The organism is Altererythrobacter sp. H2, assembly GCF_035319885.1.
Lineage (GTDB): Bacteria > Pseudomonadota > Alphaproteobacteria > Sphingomonadales > Sphingomonadaceae > 34-65-8.
In genome coordinates this window covers 1877078-1897957 of the sequence record NZ_CP141285.1, presented here as the reverse complement: position 1 = coordinate 1897957, position 20880 = coordinate 1877078, and the positions used below count along the sequence as shown (strand labels likewise).

Sequence of the window (20880 nt, the reverse complement as noted above, 5' to 3'; positions counted from 1 at the left end):
CATGCCTGACCTGCCGAACACCGAAGCCGAGGCCGCCAACGAGTTGATGCGGCTGGCCCGCGCCATTGCCCGGCATGACCGGCTTTACCACGCCGAAGATTCGCCGGAGGTGACTGACCAGGAATATGACGCGCTGGTGCGGCGAAATGCGGAGCTGGAGGCGGCCTTTCCGCATCTGGTCCGGGCCGACAGCCCGAGCCGCAAGGTTGGCCATGCTGTAGCGTCCTCGCCGCTGGCCAAGGTGACGCACGAGGTTCGCATGATGAGCCTCGACAATGCCTTTGCCGACGAAGAGGTGGCGGAGTTTGTTGCGCGGGTGCGGCGATTCCTCAACCTGCCCGAGGCCGAGCCGCTGGCTTTCACCGCCGAGGACAAGATCGACGGGCTGTCATGCTCGCTGCGCTACGAGGACGGCGTGCTGGTCCGCGCCGCCACGCGCGGGGACGGGCAGGTGGGTGAGGACGTGACTGCCAACGTCGCCCACATTGCTGACATCCCGCAGCGGCTGAACGGTGAAGCCCCGGCCGTGTTTGAAGTGCGCGGCGAAGTCTACATGGCGAAGCATGACTTTGCTGCACTCAATGCTGCGCAGCTCGAAGCGGGGGGCAAGCTGTTCGCCAACCCGCGCAATGCTGCGGCGGGTTCATTGCGACAGAAAGATGCAGGTGTGACTGCCAAGCGCCCCTTGCGGTTCTGGGCACATGGCTGGGGCGCGGCAAGCGAGGTTCCGGGCGCGACGCAGGAAGAACTGGTGGCCCGGATCGCGGCCTGGGGCCTGCCGGTCAGCCCGCATTTCCGCCGCTGCGATACACTGGACGAGATGCTTGCCGCTTACGCCGCAATCAACGCCGCCCGGCCCGACCTGCCCTATGAGATCGACGGTGTGGTCTACAAGGTTGACCGGCTCGACTACCAGCAGCGCCTCGGCTTCGTCGCCAAGGCACCGCGTTGGGCAATCGCGCGAAAGTTCCCGGCCGAGCAGGCGGAGACCACGCTGGAGGCGATCGATATTCAGGTTGGCCGTACTGGCAAGCTCACGCCGGTCGGCCGGCTGGCCCCCGTGCTGGTGGGCGGGGTGACGGTGACCAACGTTACGCTGCACAACCGCGACGAGATTGCCCGGCTCGGTGTGCGTCCGGGGGACCGGGTGATGGTCCAGCGGGCAGGCGATGTGATCCCGCAAGTGGTTAGAAACCTCACGCCGGAAGTGGAGCGTTCCGCATTCCTGTTCCCGGATCATTGCCCCGAATGCGGCAGCGGGGCGGTGGCGGAGGAAGGCGAGGTCGATGTGCGGTGCACCGGCGGCCTCATCTGCCCGGCCCAGCGGACCGAGCGGCTGAAACACTTCGTCAGCCGTGCCGCGCTCGATATCGAGGGGCTGGGCGAGAAGACCATCGACCAGTTCTTTGCCCTCGGCTGGCTGGAAAGCCCGGCCGATATTTTCCGCCTGCGCAAGCGGCGCAATGCGATCCTGGAACTGGAGGGCTGGAAAGAGAAGTCAGTCGACAACCTGCTCGCCAGTATCGAAGCCAAGCGCCAGCCGGACGCGGCGCGCCTGCTGTTCGGACTCGGCATTCGCCATGTGGGCGCGGTCACCGCGCGCGACCTGATGAAGAACTTTCACGAACTGCCGGTGCTGAAGGATATGGCGGAGCGCGCGCACACGGAGGATGCGGAAGCGCGCGCCTCGCTCACCGCAATTGACGGGATCGGCAGCGCGGTGGTCGAGGCGCTGGGCGATTTCTTCCACGAACCGCACAACCGCGACGTGTGGGACGACCTGCTGAGCGAAGTCTCGCCGCCGCCATATATCGTCGAGACGAAAGCCAGCGTGGTCAGCGGCAAGACGGTGGTGTTCACCGGCAAGCTCGAAACCATGAGCCGTGACGAGGCCAAGGCGCAGGCCGAGCGCCTGGGCGCCAAGGCGGCGGGGAGTGTCAGCGCGAAGACCGACCTGGTGGTTGCCGGGCCGGGTGCAGGCAGCAAGCTCAAGCAGGCCGCGGCGCTCGGCATCGAGGTGATAGACGAGGCTGCCTGGGCGGAGATCGTTCGCGCGGCCGGATAGGCCGAGGGTCAAATGGGGGAGGGCAGAATGGCGGAAGGCAGGGAAATGAAGATCGACGAAGCACAGGCCGATCTGCGACGTGCTTACACCGATGGAGGGCCAGGCGTGATCGTATCCGGGCTGGTCTGGCTGGCGGCGGCCTGGGTGCTGTCTCGCAGCGGGGTGGCGACAGGATTCGTGGTCCTGTTCTTTGGCGGAATGCTGATTTTCCCGCTTGCCCTGCTGGTCAACCGCGTACTGCTCCGGCGCCAGCGTGAAGCCGCCGAAAATCCGTTCGGGTTGCTGGTGCTGGAATGCACCGTGGCGATGATCGCCATGCTGTTCGCCGCTTACCTCTTTTTGCCGTTTGACGAGGCAAAAGTCTTCCCACTCGCCGCAATCGCTGTCGGGGTCCATTACTTCGTGTTCAAGACCGCTTACGGGATGCGCACATTCTGGTTGCTTGGCGCGGCAATCACGCTGCTCGGCGTGGCTGCGATTTACCGCGCTCTTCCGCTGCCAGGGGGCGTGGCAATGTGGGTCGGGCTGGTGGAATTGGGGTTCGGGGCGGCGATGACTGCCCGCGGATTGCGCGCCAGACCAGCGGTCTGACGGGGGATCGGGCAATGGCGGGTTACCTCTCCAGGTTGATGCGTGATCTTGAATCGCCGGTCGAGGTCCGCCGCTTCGGTTCGGGCTGGTTTTCGGGCTTCTTCGCTTTGCTGCTGGCGATCAGCGGGCTGGGCATGGTGTTGGCTCTGCGCTTTCCGGAATGGTTCACTACGCCGGAACTGGCGCTGGTGCGCGATTGGGGCGGGTTTCGCGGCGCGCTGCATCTGATCCTGCTGGCGAGTTACGCCCTCTCGCTGCTCAGCTTGCTGCTGAGACCGCGCAAGGTGCTGGGGATGACGGCACTGGGGATCGGGCTCGGCGCGGCCCTGCTGGGCGGGGCAAGTGTGCAGCCGGAGGAAACCCGCAGCTGGGGCATGTTCTTCGGTCTCGATTTTTTCATCGTGAACCTGCTCGTCAGCGGTTTCATGTTCGCACCGCTGGAGCGTTGGGTACCGCGCCGACGCGAGCAGCGCCTGTTCCGAAACGAATGGCGCGAGGATCTGTTCTACTTCCTGGTCAGCACCATGTTCGTGCAGATCCTGACCTTCCTCACGCTGGCACCTTCGGCGATCGTGAACCAGAACACTACGGACTGGCAGGCCTTCCGCGCCATGGTGGCGGACCTGCCGTGGCTGGTGCAGTTCGCGATCGTGCTGGTGGCATCGGATTTCGCCCAATACTGGTACCACCGCCTGTTCCACCAGGTGCCCTTCCTGTGGGGCTTCCACGCGATCCACCACAGTGCCAAATCGATGGACTGGCTCGCGGGGTCACGCATGCACCTGCTGGAGGTCGTTCTGCTGCGCATCGTCACTTCGCTGCCGCTGTTCACGCTCGGCTTCAGCCCGACCGTGATGCAGGCCTATCTCGGCTTTATCTACGTGTGGTCCTCTCTCCTTCATGCCAACGTCGGAGGCGATTTTGACCGGCTGGGCCACTGGTTTGCCACCCCGCGCTTCCATCATTGGCATCACGGGCTGGAGCGAGAGGCGTTCGACATCAATTTCGCGATCCACTTCCCCTGGATCGACAAGCTGTTCGGCACCTTTCATCTGCCGCCCGGGCGGTGGCCTGAAAATTACGGCATCCCGGAGGATGTACCGCGCGGCTACGGCGGGCAGTTCCTCTATCCATGGACCCGCAGGAGCAAAAAGACCGAAGGGCCCGCCGATGCTGCGTGAGCTCCATCCCGAGGCGCTTCGCATTGCCACCGCCCTGCGCGCGCGAGGCGAGAAAATCGCGGTGGCGGACGGGGCGACGGGCGGGTTGCTCGCGGCGAGCCTGCTGACGGTGCCCGGCGCACTCGATTTCTATGTCGGGGGCGGGGTGGTCTATTCGTTCCGCGCCCGCGATCTGCTGTTTGCCCTGCCGCGCGAGGCCTACAAGGGGATGCGTTCGGCGAGCGAGGACTACGCCCTGCTGCAGGCGCGGGCGATCCGCGACAATCTGGGTGCAGACTGGGGGCTGGCGGAAAGCGGCTCCGCAGGATCGAGCGTACACCCGTTAGGGGTGGTGTCGGGCCGAAGCTGCGCGGCGGTGGTCGGTCCGGACGGGTTTGCGCAGACCTTGGTGACCGAGACTGGCAGCGATGACCGGATTGCCAATATGGAAGCCTTCACCCGCGCCGCGCTGGGTCTGCTGGCTGAGGCGTTGGGGCTCACCTGCCCCGACGTTTGACCAGCCACAGGATCGACCAGTCGCCGTTGACCAGCCTTGCGCGCAGGCGAAAACCGGCTGTACGATAGGTTTGGCGGACTCGCGCTTCCTGCGTTTCGAGCAGGCCGGCGAGCAGCAACTGGCCCCCGGGTGCCGTTGCGTCGGCAAAGTCGCGTGCCAGTTCGACCAGCGGCCCGGCGAGGATATTGGCGATCAACAGATCGTAGGGGCCGCGCGCCATGAGCAGCGGATCGGCCATGCCGTCGGCAATCACCATGGTCAGTTCGCCCCGGCGCGGGCCGAGCGCGAAGCCGTTTGCCGCAGCATTGTCCTCGACCACGCCGGTACAGACCGGGTCGATGTCGCTGGCGGTGGCCACCGCTCCGGGCCACAGGTCAAGCGCGGCGAAGGCAAGCAGGCCGGTGCCCGTGCCGATGTCGGCCAGATTACGCACGACCACGCCGCGCTGGCGCATGGCCGTGAGCATGGCGAGACACCCGGAGGTGGTCGCGTGCTGGCCGGTTCCGAACGCCTGGCTGGCCGGGATGGCAAGGTCACGCACGCCAGGCTGGCCGAGCGGCGGGAAATCCGGGGTGTGGACATGGAAGCGACCGGCTCGGATGGGCTCGACCCCCTGCTGGCTCAGCGTGACCCAGTCGGCATCGGGCAGCTTCTCGGCGGCGAGTTTGGGCGGCTTCGGCCCGAACAGCGCCGCGACCATGGTATGGTCAGCCTTGCCCGGCTTGCGCGGGAAGTAGGCTTCCAGCACCCAGTCATCGGGCTTGTCTTCAGCCACTTCGCTGCCGGAGAGAACAACGCCCCAGTCCCAGTCGGGCGAATCCTCCTGCGCCAGCAGGGCCGCCTGGACCTTCCCCTTGGGAGCGAAGGCGCTGAGTTTCCAGCTATCGGGCATTGCCGCCCTTTGCCTCTTCGGCGAGCCTGTCATCGAGCCGCTTGCCGACCTTTGCGGCGTAAGCCCGGCAGGCATTCGGATCGACCCACGGTGCCTGCTCTGCCAGCCGTGTACGCATGTCGCTGGCTGAAGGGTGGGGAGTGATCAGCAGATCGCAGTCCAGCCCTGCCAGCCGCGCAATCCCGCGTCTGAACATGCTCACATAGTCAGGGTGATCGCTGAAGCGATATGCGTCCGCGCTCACCGGGGTCAGGCTGTCGCCGTAAACAAGGGTCAGGCACTCGCGTCCTTCGCAGCTGCGCCATGCCCAGCTCATCGCGCCCAGCGTGTGCCCGGGGGTGGCAACGGCCGTGATCGACACCCCGGCGATTTCCACAATTTCGCCATCTTTCATGGCTCGGATGCTGCCGGTTACCGGTTCCATCGGGTCATGCAGCCCGTGCTGGGGATCGCGCGGATCGTCTTTGCCGGTGCGCACTACAGGCGCGGCATCAACCCCGGCATAGACCGGAGCTTCGCTGACGCGCTGGAGGCGTGCCATGCCGCCGATATGGTCGTAATGCTCGTGGCTCACCAGCAGCGCCTTTACATCGCGCATGGAGAAGCCGAGCCCAACGATGCTGGCCTCGACCGCTTCGGAACCTTTCATCGTTCCGCTGTCGATCAGCACCAGGCCGTCTCTGCCCACGATCAGGATCGCGCTGATGCCGCAGGTGCCGACATAGTAGGTCTGGCCGTGGATGCGATAGGGCGGGGCCGGTTTGTCCCACTCGTCCCAATCCTCGCAAGTCGCCGCCCATCGAGAACGGTTTTCTTCCGGTGCCAGTGGTGCAGGGTCGCTCGCATGGGTGCAGGCAGCGAGCGCAATAGCGGCGGCAAGCGGCAGCATTGCCACGAACTTATCTGACATAGCTCGCCCCGTTGGCGTCAATGGTCGCGCCGGTCATGCTTTCAGGGGCGTCGAGCGCGCAGAACACGGCGATCTGGGCAATCTCCTCCGGCTCGGCCACGCGGCCCAGCGGGATGTCCGCCAGCAGGCCCGGGCCGCCCCGGCTGGCGAGGTAGTCACCCGCCATCGCCGTGTCGGTAAAGCCCGGGGTGATCGCGAAGCTCAGGATGCCGTCGCTGGCATATTGCCGCGCAATGGTTTTGTGCATTGCCAGCATCCCGCCCTTGGCCGCGGCATAGTGCCAGTGCGCGGGCGAATCGCCCCGGTGGCCGGCGCGGCTGGCGATGTGGACGATCCGTCCGCCGACACCGCGATCCTGCCAGTGCCGCACTGCGAACCGGCTGAGCTGTGCGGCGCTGGTCAGGTTGATCCGCAGGGTATCCTCCCACGCATCGAGCCATTCGATGTCCGACCGGTCGAGCGGGTTGGCTTCGAACAGGCCGTGGTTGTTGACCAGCACGTCGATTTCGCCGCCCGCACGTTCGAGCGCTTCTTCCCACAACAGGGCCGGGCCTTGCGGGTCGGCGAGGTCGGCCCCGATGGTCTGTTCATCATAGGCAAGGCGCCCGTGGCCGATCACGCGAATGCAGCGCGATTCAAGCTGTTCGCGAATGGCAGCGCCGATACCTCGGCTCGATCCGGTTACGAGAATGCAGGTCATGCAAGTCGCTATCCGAAACTTTGCAAGCGAAGTCGAGGCCGCACGTTCTTGCCAGAAGCGCCACGTTCGCTAAGGGGAGGGCCAAACAGGGAAGAAGCGAGAATTACCGCCATGGCCAACCGCCCTCTTTCACCCCATCTCCAGATCTGGAAATGGGGCCCGCATATGCTGGTTTCGATCTTGCACCGGGTGACCGGGGACGGGATGGCCTTGGTCGGGCTGTTCGTCCTGCTGTGGTGGCTGGGCGCGCTTGCCAGCGGTCCGGAATATTACGCAACCTTCACTGATCTGATTACCTCGCCGGTTGGCTATCTGGTGCTGGTCGGGCTCAGTTGGGCCTTCTTCAACCATATGAGCAGCGGGGTGCGCCACTTCGTGATGGATATCGGGGCTGGTTATGAGCTCCAGACCAACCGCACCTGGTCTATCGCGTCGCCGGTGATCGGTGTTCTGCTCACGGCGGGCTTCTGGGCCCTTGTTCTGCTTCGCTGAGGATTGATCGCAATGGGTAACGGAACTTCGATCGGGAAAGTGCGGGGGCTCGGCTCCGCGCACCACGGCGCACATCACTGGCTGCTGCAACGCTTTACGGCGATCGGCAATCTCGTGCTCATGCTCTGGTTTGTCGCCAGCCTGATCCTGCTGGGCGACCTGAGCCACGCAACGGTGACCGGTTACCTGTCGCAGCCGCTGCCGGCGACGGCCATGGCTCTGCTGATCGTATCGGTGTTCTGGCATGCGCGGCTCGGCCTTCAGGTCGTGACCGAAGACTATGTCCATACCCCCGGCAACAAGTTTGCCGTGATTACCCTGCTCAATCTCGCCACGCTGGGCGGGGCCGCGTTCGGCCTGTTCTGCGTCGCCCGCCTCGCTCTGGGAGGAGCCGCCTGATGGCCACCGCTGCAAACGCCGCTCCGGCATACAAGATTATCGACCACACCTACGATGTCGTGGTGGTGGGTGCCGGCGGTTCGGGCCTGCGCGCAACTATGGGCGCGGCCGAGGCTGGCCTCAAGACGGCCAATATCTCCAAGGTTTTCCCCACCCGGTCGCACACCGTGGCGGCGCAGGGCGGCATTGCAGCCAGCCTGGGCAACAACAGCCCGGATCACTGGACCTGGCACATGTATGACACCGTCAAGGGGTCTGACTGGCTGGGTGACCAGGACGCGATCGAATACCTCGCCCGCGAGGCCCCGGCGGCGGTCTATGAATTGGAGCACGCCGGCGTGCCGTTCAGCCGCAACGAGGACGGGACGATCTACCAGCGCCCGTTCGGCGGGCACATGCAGAACATGGGCGAAGGCCCCCCGGTCCAGCGCACGGCCGCTGCTGCCGACCGCACCGGCCATGCCATGCTCCATGCGCTCTATCAGCAGAGCCTGAAGTACGATGCCGATTTCTTCATCGAATACTTCGCCATCGACCTGATCATGCGCGGCGAAGGGCCGAACAAGCGCTGCGTCGGCGTGATCGCGATGTGCCTCGATGATGGCACCATCCACCGCTTCAAGGCCCATTCGGTCGTGCTGGCGACGGGCGGTTATGGGCGCTGCTATTACACTGCCACTTCCGCCCACACCTGCACCGGTGACGGTGGCGGGATGGTGCTTCGGGCTGGCCTGCCATTGCAAGACATGGAGTTCGTGCAGTTCCACCCGACCGGGATCTACGGAGCGGGCGTGCTGATTACCGAAGGCGCACGAGGTGAGGGCGGTTACCTGACCAACTCCGAAGGCGAGCGGTTCATGGAGCGGTATGCTCCGTCGGCGAAGGACCTGGCCTCGCGCGACGTCGTCTCCCGCTCAATGGCGCTCGAAATGCGCGAAGGACGCGGCGTGGGGCCGGAAGGCGACCACATCTATCTGCACCTTGACCATATTCCGGCCGAGACCTTGGCCCAACGCCTCCCGGGCATCACCGAGAGCGGCAAGATTTTCGCCGGGGTCGATCTGACCCGCGAACCGCTGCCGGTGACGCCGACCGTCCACTACAACATGGGCGGCATTCCCTGTAACTATCACGGCCAGGTCGTCACCATCGGCCCGGATGGCAATCCGGATGCAGTGGTGCCAGGTCTCTACGCCGTGGGTGAGGCGGCCTGCGTTTCCGTGCATGGCGCGAACCGGCTCGGTTCCAACTCGCTGATCGACCTCGTCGTGTTTGGGCGGGCAACCGGCATTCACCTGCGGGAGAACCTCAAGCCCGGCACCGCGCATGATGAATTGCCGCGCGATAGCGCAGACTTCGCGCTCAGCCGGGTTGATCACTTCCGCCACGCCAAGGGCGGCTCGCCCACTGCGCGCGTGCGTGAAGACATGCAGAAGGGTATGCAGAAGCACGCCGCCGTGTTCCGCGACAGCAAGCTGCTGGCTGACGGGGTGGAGCTGCTGCGCAACGTCAACAAGCGGATGGAGGACATCCACGTCACCGACCGCAGCCTGATCTGGAACAGCGACCTGATCGAGACGCTCGAACTCGACAACCTGATGGCGCAGGCCAACGTCACCATTGCCAGCGCCGCCAACCGCAAGGAAAGCCGCGGCGCCCATGCGCATGAAGACTTCCCCGATCGCGACGATAAGGAATGGATGAAGCACACGGTTGCCTGGTTCGAAGGCTGGGGCGGCAAGGGTGGCGGGGTCAAGATCGACTATCGCCCGGTGCACGAATACACGCTGACCGATGATATCGAGTACATCAAGCCAAAGAAGCGGGTGTACTGATCAAATGATCGAGAAACTTGAGAAAACGGGCAAGGGCACCTTCGAGTGTCCTTGCCTTTTTCGTATGGGCCCGCTGGAACGCCGGCTCAGCGTCTTCCGAACGGTCGGTTCAGCTGCACGATCTTCGCGTTGAGCAGAGCGGCGAAGCTGACCCAGATGAGATAAGGCACGATCAGCCAGCTCGCCAGGACGGACCATTCGCGCAGAAAAATGGCCAAGGACAGGACCGAAGCCCACAGGAAGGGCACTTCGACCAGCGCCCAGTCCGGCCGCTCCAGCTTGAAGAACAGCGGCGACCAGAGCAGGTGGCAGACGAAGTTGATGGCGTAGAGCGCGATCAGGAACGTCTGCTCGGTTTCGGTGACAGTGCCTCGCCACGCCAGCACGAACGCCCATCCAGCCAGGCCAAGAATGATCGTCCAGGCAGGGCCGAACAGCCAGTTGGGCGGCTGCCAGCTCGGCTTCTTCAGGTTGTGATACCACGGCCCGATATTGGTCAGCAGACCGCCTGCCCCGCCCAGGATGACGGCCCATGCAATCGCGAAGATGACTTCAAAGCTCACTTCGCGATGGTAGGGGGGCGCCCACGCAATGGCAATCGCGCCGTTCGCTCAATGCCTCGTGCCCATCTGGGCGTAACCGTCTGGCAGTGACCCGCAATCGTACCTTGCTTGGAGCAGCCCTGGAGGCCCGTCACTGATCGAGGAACGAGCGCATCTTGCGTGAACGGCTCGGGTGCTTGAGCTTGCGCAGCGCCTTGGCCTCAATCTGCCGGATACGTTCGCGGGTGACCGAGAACTGCTGGCCGACCTCTTCCAGCGTGTGATCGGTGTTCATCCCGATGCCGAAGCGCATCCGCAGAACGCGTTCCTCGCGCGGGGTGAGCGAGGCCAGCACGCGGGTGACGGTTTCCTTGAGGTTTGCCTGGATCGCGGCATCGACGGGGATGATGGCGTTCTTGTCCTCGATGAAATCGCCCAGGTGGCTGTCTTCCTCGTCGCCGATCGGCGTTTCGAGGGAAATCGGTTCCTTGGCGATTTTCATCACCTTGCGGACTTTTTCCAGCGGCATCGACAGCTTTTCGGCCATCTCTTCCGGGGTCGGTTCGCGGCCCTGATCATGCAGGAACTGGCGGCTGGTGCGGACCAGCTTGTTGATCGTCTCGATCATGTGGACCGGGATACGGATGGTGCGGGCCTGATCGGCGATCGAGCGGGTAATCGCCTGCCGGATCCACCAGGTGGCATACGTGCTGAACTTGTAGCCGCGGCGGTACTCGAACTTGTCGACCGCCTTCATCAGGCCGATGTTGCCTTCCTGAATAAGATCAAGAAATTGCAGGCCGCGATTGGTATATTTCTTGGCGATGGAAATGACCAGGCGCAGGTTGGCCTCGACCATTTCCTTCTTGGCGATGCGCGCCTCGCGTTCACCCTTCTGCACCATGTTCACGATGCGGCGGAATTCATTGAGGCTCATGCCGGTCTGGCTGGCAATGTCGGCAATCTCCACGCGGATGCGCTCGATTGCTTCGCCTTCCTTTTCAGCGAAAGCAGCCCACTTCTTGTCCTTCTTGGCCCACTGTCCGAGCCAGGCTTCGTCCATTTCCTTGCCGATATAGGCTTCGAGGAAGTCCTTGCGCTTGATCTTGTGGCGCTCGGCCAGGCGGAGCATCTGGCCGCCCAGAGCGGTCAGGCGGCGGTTGAAGGCATAGAGGTTGTCGACCAGGAATTCGATCTTGGAGGCATGGAACTGCACGCTCTCGACTTCGGCGGTCAGTTCTTCGCGCAGCTTTTCGTACTTGTTTTCCTTGGCCTTGGGAAAGTCGTTCCCGGCTGCCAGGGTTTCCACGCGTTCGCCCTGGAGCTTCTCGAACGCCTTGAACAGCTGGGTGATCCGCGCAAACCGCTCAAGCGCATCGGGCTTGAGCGCCGCTTCCATCTGGGCGAGGGACATGGTGTTGTCTTCCTCGTCCTCTTCCTCGCGGCGGCGGGCAGGGCCGTCCTCGCCATCTTCGTCGCCGTCGATGGATTCTTCTTCTTCCACCTCGTCATCCTCGCGGATGGTCGGGCCGGCAGTGGCTTCGGAAATCTCGCCGTTGTCATCGTCATCCTCGGCGCCTTCCTCCATCTTGTCGACGGGCGGCTCCTTGGACAGCATGGCATCGAGATCGAGGATCTCGCGCAGCTGCATTTCCTCGTTGTTGAGGGCTTCGGACCAGTGGATGATGGCGTGGAAAGTGATCGGGCTTTCGCACAGGCCCGTGATCATCATGTCACGGCCGGCCTCGATCCGCTTGGCGATGGCGATTTCGCCTTCGCGGCTGAGCAGTTCGACTGCACCCATTTCGCGCAGGTACATGCGGACCGGATCGTCGGTCCGTTCGCCGGTGATGGCTTTCTTGGTGGCGGCGGCAGAGGCCTTGCGCGCTTCCTTGCGCTCATCATCGTCATCTTCGCCGACGATTTCCTCGACATCATCCTCGGCGTCGGATTCGCCTTCGCCGTCGGCATCGTCGTCATTCTCGACGATCTGCACACCCATTTCGGACAGCGCGGTCTGGATATCCTCGATCTGGTCCGGGCTCATCTGGTCTGACGGCAGGGCTTCGTTGAGCTCGTCATAGGTGACGTAGCCTTTCTTTTTTGCCTTGCTGATCAGCTTCTTGATCGATGCCTCGTTGAGGTCGATCAGCGGTGCATCGTCTTTTTCGTGCCCGTCAGACTTGGTGGCCATAGGTCCCGTTCAATCCGTCTTCCTGTCATCCGGCGGATTGTCCGCTGCCGGATGTGCTGAATCATCATGGGCCGCAAGTGCGGCCCCTCGGCTGGCCATCTGCCCCAGACGCCGCTGGATTTCCAGCTTTCGTTCCGCAAGGCGCTGCTGTTCGGCAAACGCGCCTTCGGGGTCGGTGGCAAACCGCGCCGTGGCTGCCTTCAGCGCAGCCTCCAGCGCAGGTCTTTCGACCAGCAGGGCGATGGCTTCGGCCAGGATCACGCGGGCTGTGGCCGGATCGGTGGTGTCTTTCAGGAAGACGAAACGGGTGCTATCCGGTGGCGCGCCTGGGCCTTGCTCGTTCGATATGGGCAATTGGCTGGCCGAATCAACCCCCTCCGCCGCATCGAGCAGGGCGTCAATGGTGCTGGCATGGCGCGGTTCCGCCTCGGCAAACCGGGCGAGCGTGTCAGCATGGGCCAGCGCCACATCGGGATAGCGGGCCAGCCCGGCAAGGACCGCACCAGCCAGCGCATCCTGCCCGTTGCCCTGCATGATCCGCCGCATGGTGGCGCCGCCATCGGGAGACGCCTCCGGGCGGAGCGGACCTCGCTCCCCGCGAGGCTTCCATTCACTGCGTTCACGGGCGGGAAAGGCGCGTGGGGGAAAGGCGAACGCGGAGAAACGGTCCATCAGTTCGCGCTTGTAGAGGGCGCGGATATCAGGGTGCTGGATGGTCTCGACATGGTCCATCAGGCGCTGCTTGAGCCCGGCCTTGTCTTCCGGGGAGCGCAGCGGCTGCGCCTCGCGCTCATGATCCCACAGCGTATCAAGCAGGCTGGCCGGCTGGCTGAGCAGAGCGGCCATTGCCCCGGGGCCCTGCTGGCGAATCAGGTCGTCAGGGTCGAGCCCGGCGGGCAGGCGCACGATGGCGAGCGAATGGGCCGGTCGCAGCAGGGGCAAGGTGCGGGTGATCGCCCGCATGGCGGCGCGCTGCCCCGCCGCATCGCCATCGAAGCACAGCACCGGCACCTCGACCAGTCGCCACAGCAGTTCGATCTGCTGCTCGGTCAGCGCGGTGCCGAGCGGGGCGACCGCTTCGGGAAAGCCCGCATTGGCCAGCGCGATCACGTCCATGTAGCCTTCGACCACCACGATCCGCCCGCTCTTGCGACTGGCCGGGCCTGCGCGGTGCAGGTTGTAGAGCGTGCGCCCCTTGTCGAACAGCGGAGTCTCAGGCGAATTCAGGTACTTCGGCGCATCAGTGTCCTTGCTCAGGATACGCCCGCCAAACGCGATCACCCGCCCGCGCGCGTCGTGGATCGGCAGCATGAGCCGGTCACGGAACCGGTCATAGGGCTCCTTGCCCTCCACTGTGATCCGCATTCCGGCTTCGATAAGCAGTTCTTCCGGAAACTGGCTCAGCGCGCCCTTCAGCGCTTGGCGTTCACCCGGGGCGAAGCCGAACCCGAATTCGCGCACCACGCCTTCGGAAAAGCCGCGAGTGGCGAGATAGGCCCGCGCCGCCGCGCCGCCGGTGCTGGCAAGATTGCCCGCGAACCAGCGCTGTGCCGCATCGGTAACGTCAATCAGCGTGGTGCGCTGCTCCGCCCGCTGGGCAGCACGCGGATCGGGGGCGGGGACTTCCATCCCCGCCTGCGCCGCCAGTTCCTTGACCGCGTCCATGAACGCCAGGCCCTGCTGGTCAGTCATCCAGCGGATCACGTCGCCATGCGCGCCGCAGCCGAAGCAGTGGTAGAAGCCCTTCTGGTCGTTGACGGTGAAGCTGGGGCTTTTCTCGTTGTGGAACGGGCAGCAGGCTTTCCATTCATGCCCGGCGCGCTGCAGCTTGACCGTGCGCTGGATAACGCCGGAAAGCGTCACCCGTGCGCGCAGTTCGTCAAGCCATTGCGGTGAGAGCATCGCGCAGCCGTATTAGGAAAGCGCCGCCTTAACCAGTCCGCTGGCCTTGCTCATGTCGAGTTGTGAACCGTGGCGCGCCTTCAGTTCGGCCATGACGCGGCCCATGTCCTTCATTCCGGATGCGCCGAGTTCGGCCTTGATCGCCTCGATCGCGGCGCGGGTTTCATCCTCGCCCATCTGCTGGGGCATGAATTCCTCGATCACGGCGAGTTCGCCCTGTTCCTTGTCAGCCAGCTCCTGCCGCCCGCCGGTGACATACATCTCGATCGATTCGCGGCGCTGCTTGGCCATTTTCTGGAGCACTTCGACCACCATGGCATCGTCATCGTCGGGCGCCTTACCGGTCCGCAGTTCGATGTCGCGGTCCTTGATCTTGGCCCCGATCAGGCGGAGCGCGGCGGTGCGGTCCTTTTCGCCGGCTTTCATGGCAGCGATGGTGGCGGCTTTGATCTGGTCGCGGAGCGTAGCCTGGGGAGACATGGGCGAGCGGTGCTTTCCTGTGGATGGTTGCGTATGCGCGCCCGATAGCGGCAATTTGTCGGCAGCGATAGGTTGACTGATAGCGCCATGGGGCCTAGCGGCTGGGACTTAGCACCCATCGCTGGAATCCTGTAACCGGAGCGCCCCTATGGCTTCTGCCGTCTTTACGCCTGCGCAACCCAAAGGCGCGACCGGAATCCTCGTTCTGGCGGACGGCAGCGTGATCTGGGGCCGGGGCTTCGGGGCCACCGGCAGCGCCGTGGGCGAAGTGTGCTTCAACACCGCCATGACCGGCTATCAGGAAGTGATGACCGATCCCAGCTACGCCGCGCAGATCGTCACCTTCACTTTCCCGCACATCGGCAATGTCGGTGCCAACCCGGAAGACATCGAGAGCAAGGTGGAAGGTGCGGTCGGCTGCGTGGTGCGCGAACACGTGACCAGGCCATCGAGCTTCCGCTCCGCCAGCGATTTCATCGAATGGATGGCGGCCAACGGCAAGATCGGGCTGGCCGGGGTCGACACCCGCGCGCTGACCCGCCGCATCCGCATGGCCGGCGCGCCCAATGCGGTGATCGCGCACGAACCTTCGGGCAAGTTCGACATTCCCGCCCTGCTCAACCGCGCCCGCGAATGGGCCGGGCTGGAGGGCATGGATCTCGCCCAGCGCGTCTCGCGCAGCAAGGCGGAAGGCTGGGAAGGCGGCGCCTGGACGCTGGGCAAGGGCTATGCCCGCTCCCCGCGTGACAGCCGCCCGCACGTCGTCGCGATCGACTATGGCAGCAAGGACAACATCTTCCGCAACCTCGTGCGCGCCGGGGCGCGGGTAACGGTCCTGCCCGCCAGGGCAACGCTGGACGAGGTGCTGGCGCTGGAGCCGGACGGCGTGTTCCTCTCCAACGGCCCCGGCGATCCGGCGGCGACGGGGGAATACGCGGTGCCTGTCATCAAGGCGCTGCTCGAACGGGACGTGCCGCTGTTCGGTATCTGCCTCGGCCACCAGATGCTGGCGCTGGCGGCGGGCGCGAAGACGGTCAAGATGCACCAGGGCCACCGCGGCGCGAACCACCCGGTCCAGCGCGTGGGCGAGGGCTGGGGCGAGACCACCGGCCTCGTCGAGATCACCTCGATGAACCACGGCTTCGCGGTCGATGCCGACACCCTGCCGGAGGGCGTGGAGCAGACCCACGTCTCCCTGTTCGACGGCTCGAACTGCGGGATCGCAATTTCAGGCAAGCGCGCGTTCGGGGTGCAGTACCACCCCGAGGCAAGCCCGGGGCCGCAGGATAGCTTCTACCTGTTCGAGAAGTTCGTGGGGGGGCTGGGGTGAGCGCCTACGATGATTTTGCCGAAGCGTTCCTGCGCGCTCTTTATCTAGAAACTGAAAAGAGCGAGCAAGAGTATCATGCTGCCGAAAAGCTCCTCGCTAATTATAGCTTAGCGCCTAAACCTCATTGGATTTCGCGTTTGGCCGATGACTGGGAATTTTCCTATTTCAAAGATGTGTCAAAGGTGTCGGGCGGTTACGGAGGCTGGAGTTTCCGGATTTCTGCTGAGGGAGCCCGGAAGGTAGAGGAAGCGATAGAAGCGGAAGAGACTATCGAAGTAGTTTTTGGTAAAGAAGCGAATGGCCTGAAATTCTCAGACCATTTTGAAGCTAAAGCCATTCCCGCTTCCGACCGGCTTGTCCCGCTAAATCACAATTCGGCCGAATATAAAGAGATTGATGAAGGCCTTACGTCACTGTTGAATGATGTAAGGGGCAATAACGCGGTCGGTGAGACTGTCGAAGAGCGTGAGCGCATCGTGCGCTCCCTCAGTGCAGCGGCTGAGTATTGGGCCTCGTTAGAACTGAAGGTTATCCAAATCCGAGTTGGGGTTGTGATGGCTGTCGAGGATGCGGGTAAGGCCCTTGAAAGGGTTGGCAAGGCAACTGCTTGGTCATTGCTTGTCGACCTCATTAAGCGGCTAGTTAAAGACAAGACTGGGATCGAATTCTAATGCCCAAACGCACTGACATCTCCTCGATCCTCGTCATTGGCGCAGGCCCCATCATTATCGGGCAGGCGTGCGAGTTCGACTATTCCGGCACGCAGGCGATCAAGGCGCTGAAGGAGGAGGGCTACCGCGTCGTACTCGTCAACTCCAACCCGGCCACGATCATGACCGATCCGGAATTTGCCGACGCTACCTATATCGAGCCGATCACGCCCGAGATCGTCGCCAAGATCATCGCCAAGGAGCGGCCCGATGCGCTGCTCCCCACGATGGGCGGGCAGACCGCGCTCAACACCGCGCTGGCGCTGGCGGACGATGGCACGCTGGAAAAGTACGGCGTCCAGATGATCGGCGCCAATGCCGATGCGATCGACAAGGCGGAGAACCGCCAGCGGTTCCGCGAGGCGATGGACAAGATCGGGCTGGAATCTGCCCGCAGCGGGGTCGCCACCACGGTCGAGCAGGCGTTTGCCGTGCTGGAACGGACCGGGCTGCCCTCGATCATCCGCCCCAGCTTTACCCTGGGCGGCACCGGCGGCGGGATCGCCTACAACAAGGCCGAGTTCGAGCGGATCGTGCGCGAAGGGCTCGATGCCAGCCCCACCACCGAGGTGCTGATCGAGGAATCGCTGCTCGGCTGGAAAGAATACGAGATGGAGGTGGTGCGTGACCGCAAGGATAACGCGATCATCATCTGCGCCATCGAAAACGTCGATCCGATGGGCGTCCACACCGGCGATTCCATCACCGTCGCCCCGGCGCTGACGCTGACCGACAAGGAATACCAGATCATGCGCTCGGCCAGCATTGCCGTGCTGCGCGAGATCGGGGTGGAAACGGGCGGGTCCAACGTCCAGTTCGCGGTCAATCCGGCCGATGGCCGCCTGATCGTGATCGAGATGAACCCGCGCGTGTCGCGGTCCTCGGCGCTGGCTTCGAAAGCGACCGGCTTCCCCATCGCCCGCGTCGCGGCCAAGCTGGCGGTCGGCTATACGCTCGACGAGATCGAGAACGAGATCACCGGCGCGACCCCGGCCAGCTTCGAGCCGACTATCGACTATGTCGTGACCAAGATCCCGCGCTTCGCGTTCGAGAAGTTCAAGGGCGCCAAGGTTGAACTGGCCACCGCGATGAAATCGGTCGGCGAGGTCATGGCGATTGGCCGCAATTTCCAGGAGAGTGTGCAGAAGGCCCTGCGCGGTCTGGAGACCGGGCTTGACGGGTTCAACCGCGTGGTCGAGCTGGAAGGCCGCCCGCGCGAGGAAATCACCGCCTCGCTCAGCAAGCGCACGCCGGACCGGCTGCTCAAGGTCGGCCAGGCCTTCCGCGAGGGGCTGTCGGTGGAGGAGATCAACGCGGTCACGGGGTATGACCCGTGGTTCCTGCGCCAGATCGAGGACATCATCGCCGCCGAGGCTGAAATCGGCGCCAACGGTTTGCCGAACGACGCCCAGACCCTGCGCCGCTACAAGGCAATGGGCTTTTCCGACAAGCGCCTCGCCACGCTGGCGGTGCGCTCAGTCGGGGTGGCGGGCGGTCTTGCCGAAACGCAGGCGCGCCGTTCCGGCCTGCTGCACGATGCTCTGCGCGCCATGGCCGGGGCCACCAGTGAGGACGAAGTGCGCGCCCTGCGCCGCAAGCTGGGCGTCCATCCGGTGTTCAAGCGGATCGACAGCTGCGCCGCCGAGTTCGAGGCGATCACGCCCTATATGTACTCGACCTACGAGGCGCCCACCTTTGGTGAGCCGGAGTGCGAATCCGCGCCCACCGACCGGCGCAAGATCGTGATCCTGGGCGGCGGGCCGAACCGGATCGGGCAGGGGATCGAGTTCGATTACTGCTGCGTTCACGCCTGCTTCGCGCTGGCAGAGGCCGGCTATGAAACGATCATGGTCAACTGCAACCCGGAAACGGTCAGCACCGACTATGACACCTCCGACCGGCTCTATTTCGAACCCTTGACGGCCGAGGACGTGCTGGAAATCCTGCGGGTGGAACAGCAGAACGGCGAACTGGTCGGGGTGATCGTCCAGTTCGGGGGGCAGACCCCGCTCAAGCTGGCACAGGCGCTGGAGGATGCGGGCATCCCGATCCTGGGCACCAGCCCCGATGCGATCGACCTGGCCGAAGACCGCGAGCGGTTCGCGCGCCTCGTCAACAAGCTGAAGCTGAAGCAGCCGGACAACGGCATCGCCTACAGCCGTGACGAAGCGGCGGCAGTAGCGGCGCGGATCGGCTATCCGGTGCTGCTGCGCCCATCCTATGTCCTGGGCGGGCGGGCGATGGAAATCGTCGATTCCGAGGCCCAGCTCGACGACTATATCAAGACCGCGGTCAATGTGTCGGGCGACAGCCCGGTGCTGGTTGACCAGTACCTGCGCGATGCGGTCGAATGCGATGTCGATGCCCTGTGTGACGGGACCGAGGTACGTGTCGCCGGCGTGATGCAGCACATCGAGGAAGCCGGGGTCCACTCTGGCGACAGCGCCTGCACCCTGCCGCCCTATTCGCTGGCGCCGGAGATCATCGCCGAGATGGAGCGCCAGGCCGAAGCGCTGGCCCATGCGCTCGGCGTGGTCGGGCTGATGAATATCCAGTTCGCGGTGAAGGGGGGCGAGGTCTTCCTGATCGAGGTCAACCCGCGTGCCAGCCGCACCGTGCCGTTCGTGGCCAAGGCCATCGGCCAGCCAGTCGCCAAGATCGCGGCGCGGGTGATGGCAGGCGAAAAGCTGGCCGACTTCCCGCCGTTCCGGCGTGAATTTCCCTATATGGCTGTGAAGGAAGCGGTGTTCCCGTTTGCCCGCTTCCCCGGGGCGGACCCGGCGCTTTCGCCAGAGATGAAGTCCACCGGCGAAGTGATGGGGATCGACGCGACCTTCCCGCCCGCCTTCCTCAAGAGCCAGCTGGGTGCAGGCATGGTCCTTCCGCGCAGCGGCACAGTGTTCGTCTCAGTCAAGGACGGCGACAAGCCCCAGATCCTGCCGGCGGTGAAGATGCTGGTCGAACAGGGCTTCCGCGTGATTGCGACCAGCGGCACGCACCGTTTCCTGACCGAGCAAGGCGTGCCGGTGGAATGGGTCAACAAGGTGGCCCAGGGCCAGCCTCATGTGGTCGATGCCATGATTGATGGCGAGGTCGATCTTGTCATCAACACCACCGAGGGGTGGCAGAGCCTGATCGACTCCAAGTCGATCCGGGCTACCGCACTGGAAAAGAAGATTCCCTACTACACCACGGCGGCGGCTTCGCGGGCTGCGGCCGAGGCAATCCGGTGGGGCGACTCGGCACAGCTTGAAGTGCGGTCGCTGCAGGATTATTATAGCCCGGACTGAACAGGCTCTCCCGGACAACCTGCCTCTCTGCCAGCCGCGCAGGCACGCGGCGGACAGGTCAGTTGTTCCGGCCGGGCAGACATGGAAAGACGGATTGGGGAATATGGAAAAGGTTCCGATGCTCGCCGAGGGGTACGAGCAGATCACCGCCGAACTGAAAGTTCTCCGGGCTGAGCGGCCGAAGGTGGTCGACGCGATCGAGGAAGCGCGCGCGCACGGCGATCTGTCTGAAAACGCGGAATATCACGCCGCCAAGGAACGGCAGGGCCAGATCGAGGCGCAGATCGCCGATCTGGAAGATCGGGTCAGCCGTGCGCAGATTATCGACCCCACTTCGCTGTCTGGTGACCGGATCGTGTTCGGTGCCACCGTGACCATGCTGGATGAGGACGACAAGCCCGTCCGTTACCAGATCGTCGGCCAGACCGAAGCCGATGCCAAGCGCGGCCGGATTTCCTACAACTCGCCGCTGGGCAAGGCCCTGATCGGCAAGAAGGTGGGCGAGGACGTGGAAGTGACCGTGCCTTCGGGCGAGAAGTTCTACCTGGTCGAGAAGATCGAATTCATCTGACCGGCCGGGCTGGCGGGCTCAGGCACTGGCCGCCCGCCTGGCGCCTCAGGTCTCCGGGGTAAGCAGCCGGTGGATGTGGACCACCACATAGCGCATTTCCGCGTCGTCAACCGTGCGCTGGGCGTTGGCGCGCCATGCCTCTACTGCGGCATCATGGCTGCTGAATACGCCCACCACATGGAGGCTTTCCGGGTCCTGGAACTCCATGGTGCGGGGATCTTTCACGCGACCACCCATGACCAGGTGGAGGCGCTGCTTGCTTTCTGTTTCCTTCATGATGCTGCTCGTCTGTCTCGGGGG

The 20880-nt window shown here is 64.2% G+C and carries 19 protein-coding genes; 11 read left to right on the top strand and 8 right to left on the bottom strand.

The features are described 5' to 3' along the window. The first annotated feature begins 1 nt into the window (after position 1). The 4 genes from ligA to U4960_RS09510 are packed head-to-tail and all read left to right on the top strand — an operon-like array spanning position 2 to position 4333. Positions 2-2065 carry an NAD-dependent DNA ligase LigA gene (ligA, locus tag U4960_RS09525; protein ID WP_324260414.1) on the top strand — a complete coding sequence of 688 codons (2064 nt, stop codon included), beginning with the start codon at positions 2-4 and terminating at the stop codon, positions 2063-2065. A 27-nt stretch (positions 2066-2092) separates the two neighbouring features. Further along, the gene (locus U4960_RS09520; RefSeq protein WP_324260413.1) at positions 2093-2656 is read left to right on the top strand and encodes a DUF7010 family protein; all 564 of its coding nucleotides are present in this window, start codon (positions 2093-2095) and stop codon (positions 2654-2656) included. Positions 2657-2670: 14 nt separating this feature from the next. Then, positions 2671-3837, top strand: a complete 1167-nt coding sequence (locus U4960_RS09515; protein ID WP_324260412.1) for a sterol desaturase family protein — start codon at positions 2671-2673, stop codon at positions 3835-3837. Then, positions 3827-4333, top strand: coding sequence for a CinA family protein (locus U4960_RS09510; RefSeq protein ID WP_324260411.1), 507 nt, complete (start codon positions 3827-3829; stop codon positions 4331-4333). Before U4960_RS09515 ends, U4960_RS09510 begins: the two co-directional genes overlap by 11 nt. Here the strand turns inward: U4960_RS09510 and U4960_RS09505 are convergent. From U4960_RS09505 to U4960_RS09495, 3 genes are read right to left on the bottom strand one after another with little or no spacing between them, the layout of a single operon-like run. Next, positions 4314-5225: a 50S ribosomal protein L11 methyltransferase gene (locus tag U4960_RS09505; RefSeq protein ID WP_324260410.1), complete on the bottom strand. Its 912-nt coding sequence runs from the start codon at positions 5223-5225 to the stop codon at positions 4314-4316. The two genes, U4960_RS09510 and U4960_RS09505, sit on opposite strands and share 20 nt — an antisense overlap. After that, positions 5215-6135: a subclass B3 metallo-beta-lactamase gene (gene bla, locus U4960_RS09500; protein WP_324260409.1), complete on the bottom strand. Its 921-nt coding sequence runs from the start codon at positions 6133-6135 to the stop codon at positions 5215-5217. Before bla ends, U4960_RS09505 begins: the two co-directional genes overlap by 11 nt. Further along, positions 6125-6835 carry an SDR family NAD(P)-dependent oxidoreductase gene (locus tag U4960_RS09495; protein WP_324260408.1) on the bottom strand — a complete coding sequence of 237 codons (711 nt, stop codon included), beginning with the start codon at positions 6833-6835 and terminating at the stop codon, positions 6125-6127. Before U4960_RS09495 ends, bla begins: the two co-directional genes overlap by 11 nt. A gap of 111 nt (positions 6836-6946) precedes the next feature. Between U4960_RS09495 and sdhC the strand changes: the two genes are divergently transcribed. The 3 genes from sdhC to sdhA are packed head-to-tail and all read left to right on the top strand — an operon-like array spanning position 6947 to position 9561. Next, positions 6947-7327, top strand: coding sequence for a succinate dehydrogenase, cytochrome b556 subunit (gene sdhC, locus U4960_RS09490; RefSeq protein WP_324260407.1), 381 nt, complete (start codon positions 6947-6949; stop codon positions 7325-7327). Positions 7328-7339: 12 nt separating this feature from the next. Further along, positions 7340-7726 carry a succinate dehydrogenase, hydrophobic membrane anchor protein gene (gene sdhD, locus U4960_RS09485; RefSeq protein ID WP_324260406.1) on the top strand — a complete coding sequence of 129 codons (387 nt, stop codon included), beginning with the start codon at positions 7340-7342 and terminating at the stop codon, positions 7724-7726. Continuing rightward, positions 7726-9561 carry a succinate dehydrogenase flavoprotein subunit gene (gene sdhA, locus U4960_RS09480; protein WP_324260405.1) on the top strand — a complete coding sequence of 612 codons (1836 nt, stop codon included), beginning with the start codon at positions 7726-7728 and terminating at the stop codon, positions 9559-9561. The genes sdhD and sdhA overlap by 1 nt, the downstream gene beginning before the upstream one ends. A gap of 86 nt (positions 9562-9647) precedes the next feature. On the opposite strand, the gene U4960_RS09475 is transcribed toward sdhA, so the two are convergent. The 4 genes from U4960_RS09475 to U4960_RS09460 all read right to left on the bottom strand — a co-directional run bounded on the left by U4960_RS09475 (position 9648) and on the right by U4960_RS09460 (position 14679). After that, positions 9648-10124 carry a TspO/MBR family protein gene (locus tag U4960_RS09475; RefSeq protein ID WP_324260404.1) on the bottom strand — a complete coding sequence of 159 codons (477 nt, stop codon included), beginning with the start codon at positions 10122-10124 and terminating at the stop codon, positions 9648-9650. 130 nt (positions 10125-10254) lie between these two features. Then, complete coding sequence (gene rpoD, locus U4960_RS09470; RefSeq protein ID WP_324260403.1) at positions 10255-12297, bottom strand: RNA polymerase sigma factor RpoD; 2043 nt, start codon at positions 12295-12297, stop codon at positions 10255-10257. 9 nt (positions 12298-12306) lie between these two features. After that, positions 12307-14199: a DNA primase gene (gene dnaG / locus U4960_RS09465; protein WP_324260402.1), complete on the bottom strand. Its 1893-nt coding sequence runs from the start codon at positions 14197-14199 to the stop codon at positions 12307-12309. A gap of 12 nt (positions 14200-14211) precedes the next feature. Continuing rightward, positions 14212-14679, bottom strand: a complete 468-nt coding sequence (locus tag U4960_RS09460) for a GatB/YqeY domain-containing protein (protein ID WP_324260401.1) — start codon at positions 14677-14679, stop codon at positions 14212-14214. 148 nt (positions 14680-14827) lie between these two features. Here U4960_RS09460 and carA point away from each other — a divergent pair, with 148 nt between their 5' ends. The 4 genes from carA to greA all read left to right on the top strand — a co-directional run bounded on the left by carA (position 14828) and on the right by greA (position 20580). Beyond that, positions 14828-16009, top strand: a complete 1182-nt coding sequence (gene carA / locus U4960_RS09455) for a glutamine-hydrolyzing carbamoyl-phosphate synthase small subunit (RefSeq protein WP_324260400.1) — start codon at positions 14828-14830, stop codon at positions 16007-16009. Next, the gene (locus U4960_RS09450; protein WP_324260399.1) at positions 16006-16680 is read left to right on the top strand and encodes a hypothetical protein; all 675 of its coding nucleotides are present in this window, start codon (positions 16006-16008) and stop codon (positions 16678-16680) included. The genes carA and U4960_RS09450 overlap by 4 nt, the downstream gene beginning before the upstream one ends. Then, positions 16680-20009 (top strand): carbamoyl-phosphate synthase large subunit, encoded by a 3330-nt coding sequence (gene carB, locus U4960_RS09445; RefSeq protein WP_324260398.1) that lies wholly within the window; start codon positions 16680-16682, stop codon positions 20007-20009. The genes U4960_RS09450 and carB overlap by 1 nt, the downstream gene beginning before the upstream one ends. A gap of 103 nt (positions 20010-20112) precedes the next feature. Next, entirely contained in the window at positions 20113-20580 is a 468-nt protein-coding gene (gene greA, locus U4960_RS09440) for a transcription elongation factor GreA (protein WP_416379063.1), read from the top strand. A gap of 45 nt (positions 20581-20625) precedes the next feature. Here the strand turns inward: greA and U4960_RS09435 are convergent, their stop codons facing one another. After that, positions 20626-20856 (bottom strand): DUF4170 domain-containing protein, encoded by a 231-nt coding sequence (locus U4960_RS09435; protein WP_324260396.1) that lies wholly within the window; start codon positions 20854-20856, stop codon positions 20626-20628. Between the last annotated feature and the right edge of the window lie 24 nt (positions 20857-20880).

Bases quoted from the DNA above. Each gene is read 5' to 3' on its own strand.
- ligA (WP_324260414.1), top strand. From the start codon at position 2: ATGCCTGACCTGCCGAACACCGAAGCCGAGGCCGCCAACGAGTTGATG.
- U4960_RS09520 (WP_324260413.1), top strand. From the start codon at position 2,093: ATGGCGGAAGGCAGGGAAATGAAGATCGACGAAGCACAGGCCGATCTG.
- U4960_RS09515 (WP_324260412.1), top strand. From the start codon at position 2,671: ATGGCGGGTTACCTCTCCAGGTTGATGCGTGATCTTGAATCGCCGGTC.
- U4960_RS09510 (WP_324260411.1), top strand. From the start codon at position 3,827: ATGCTGCGTGAGCTCCATCCCGAGGCGCTTCGCATTGCCACCGCCCTG.
- U4960_RS09505 (WP_324260410.1), bottom strand. From the start codon at position 5,225: ATGCCCGATAGCTGGAAACTCAGCGCCTTCGCTCCCAAGGGGAAGGTC.
- bla (WP_324260409.1), bottom strand. From the start codon at position 6,135: ATGTCAGATAAGTTCGTGGCAATGCTGCCGCTTGCCGCCGCTATTGCG.
- U4960_RS09495 (WP_324260408.1), bottom strand. From the start codon at position 6,835: ATGACCTGCATTCTCGTAACCGGATCGAGCCGAGGTATCGGCGCTGCC.
- sdhC (WP_324260407.1), top strand. From the start codon at position 6,947: ATGGCCAACCGCCCTCTTTCACCCCATCTCCAGATCTGGAAATGGGGC.
- sdhD (WP_324260406.1), top strand. From the start codon at position 7,340: ATGGGTAACGGAACTTCGATCGGGAAAGTGCGGGGGCTCGGCTCCGCG.
- sdhA (WP_324260405.1), top strand. From the start codon at position 7,726: ATGGCCACCGCTGCAAACGCCGCTCCGGCATACAAGATTATCGACCAC.
- rpoD (WP_324260403.1), bottom strand. From the start codon at position 12,297: ATGGCCACCAAGTCTGACGGGCACGAAAAAGACGATGCACCGCTGATC.
- dnaG (WP_324260402.1), bottom strand. From the start codon at position 14,199: ATGCTCTCACCGCAATGGCTTGACGAACTGCGCGCACGGGTGACGCTT.
- U4960_RS09460 (WP_324260401.1), bottom strand. From the start codon at position 14,679: ATGTCTCCCCAGGCTACGCTCCGCGACCAGATCAAAGCCGCCACCATC.
- carA (WP_324260400.1), top strand. From the start codon at position 14,828: ATGGCTTCTGCCGTCTTTACGCCTGCGCAACCCAAAGGCGCGACCGGA.
- carB (WP_324260398.1), top strand. From the start codon at position 16,680: ATGCCCAAACGCACTGACATCTCCTCGATCCTCGTCATTGGCGCAGGC.
- greA (WP_416379063.1), top strand. From the start codon at position 20,113: ATGGAAAAGGTTCCGATGCTCGCCGAGGGGTACGAGCAGATCACCGCC.
- U4960_RS09435 (WP_324260396.1), bottom strand. From the start codon at position 20,856: ATGAAGGAAACAGAAAGCAAGCAGCGCCTCCACCTGGTCATGGGTGGT.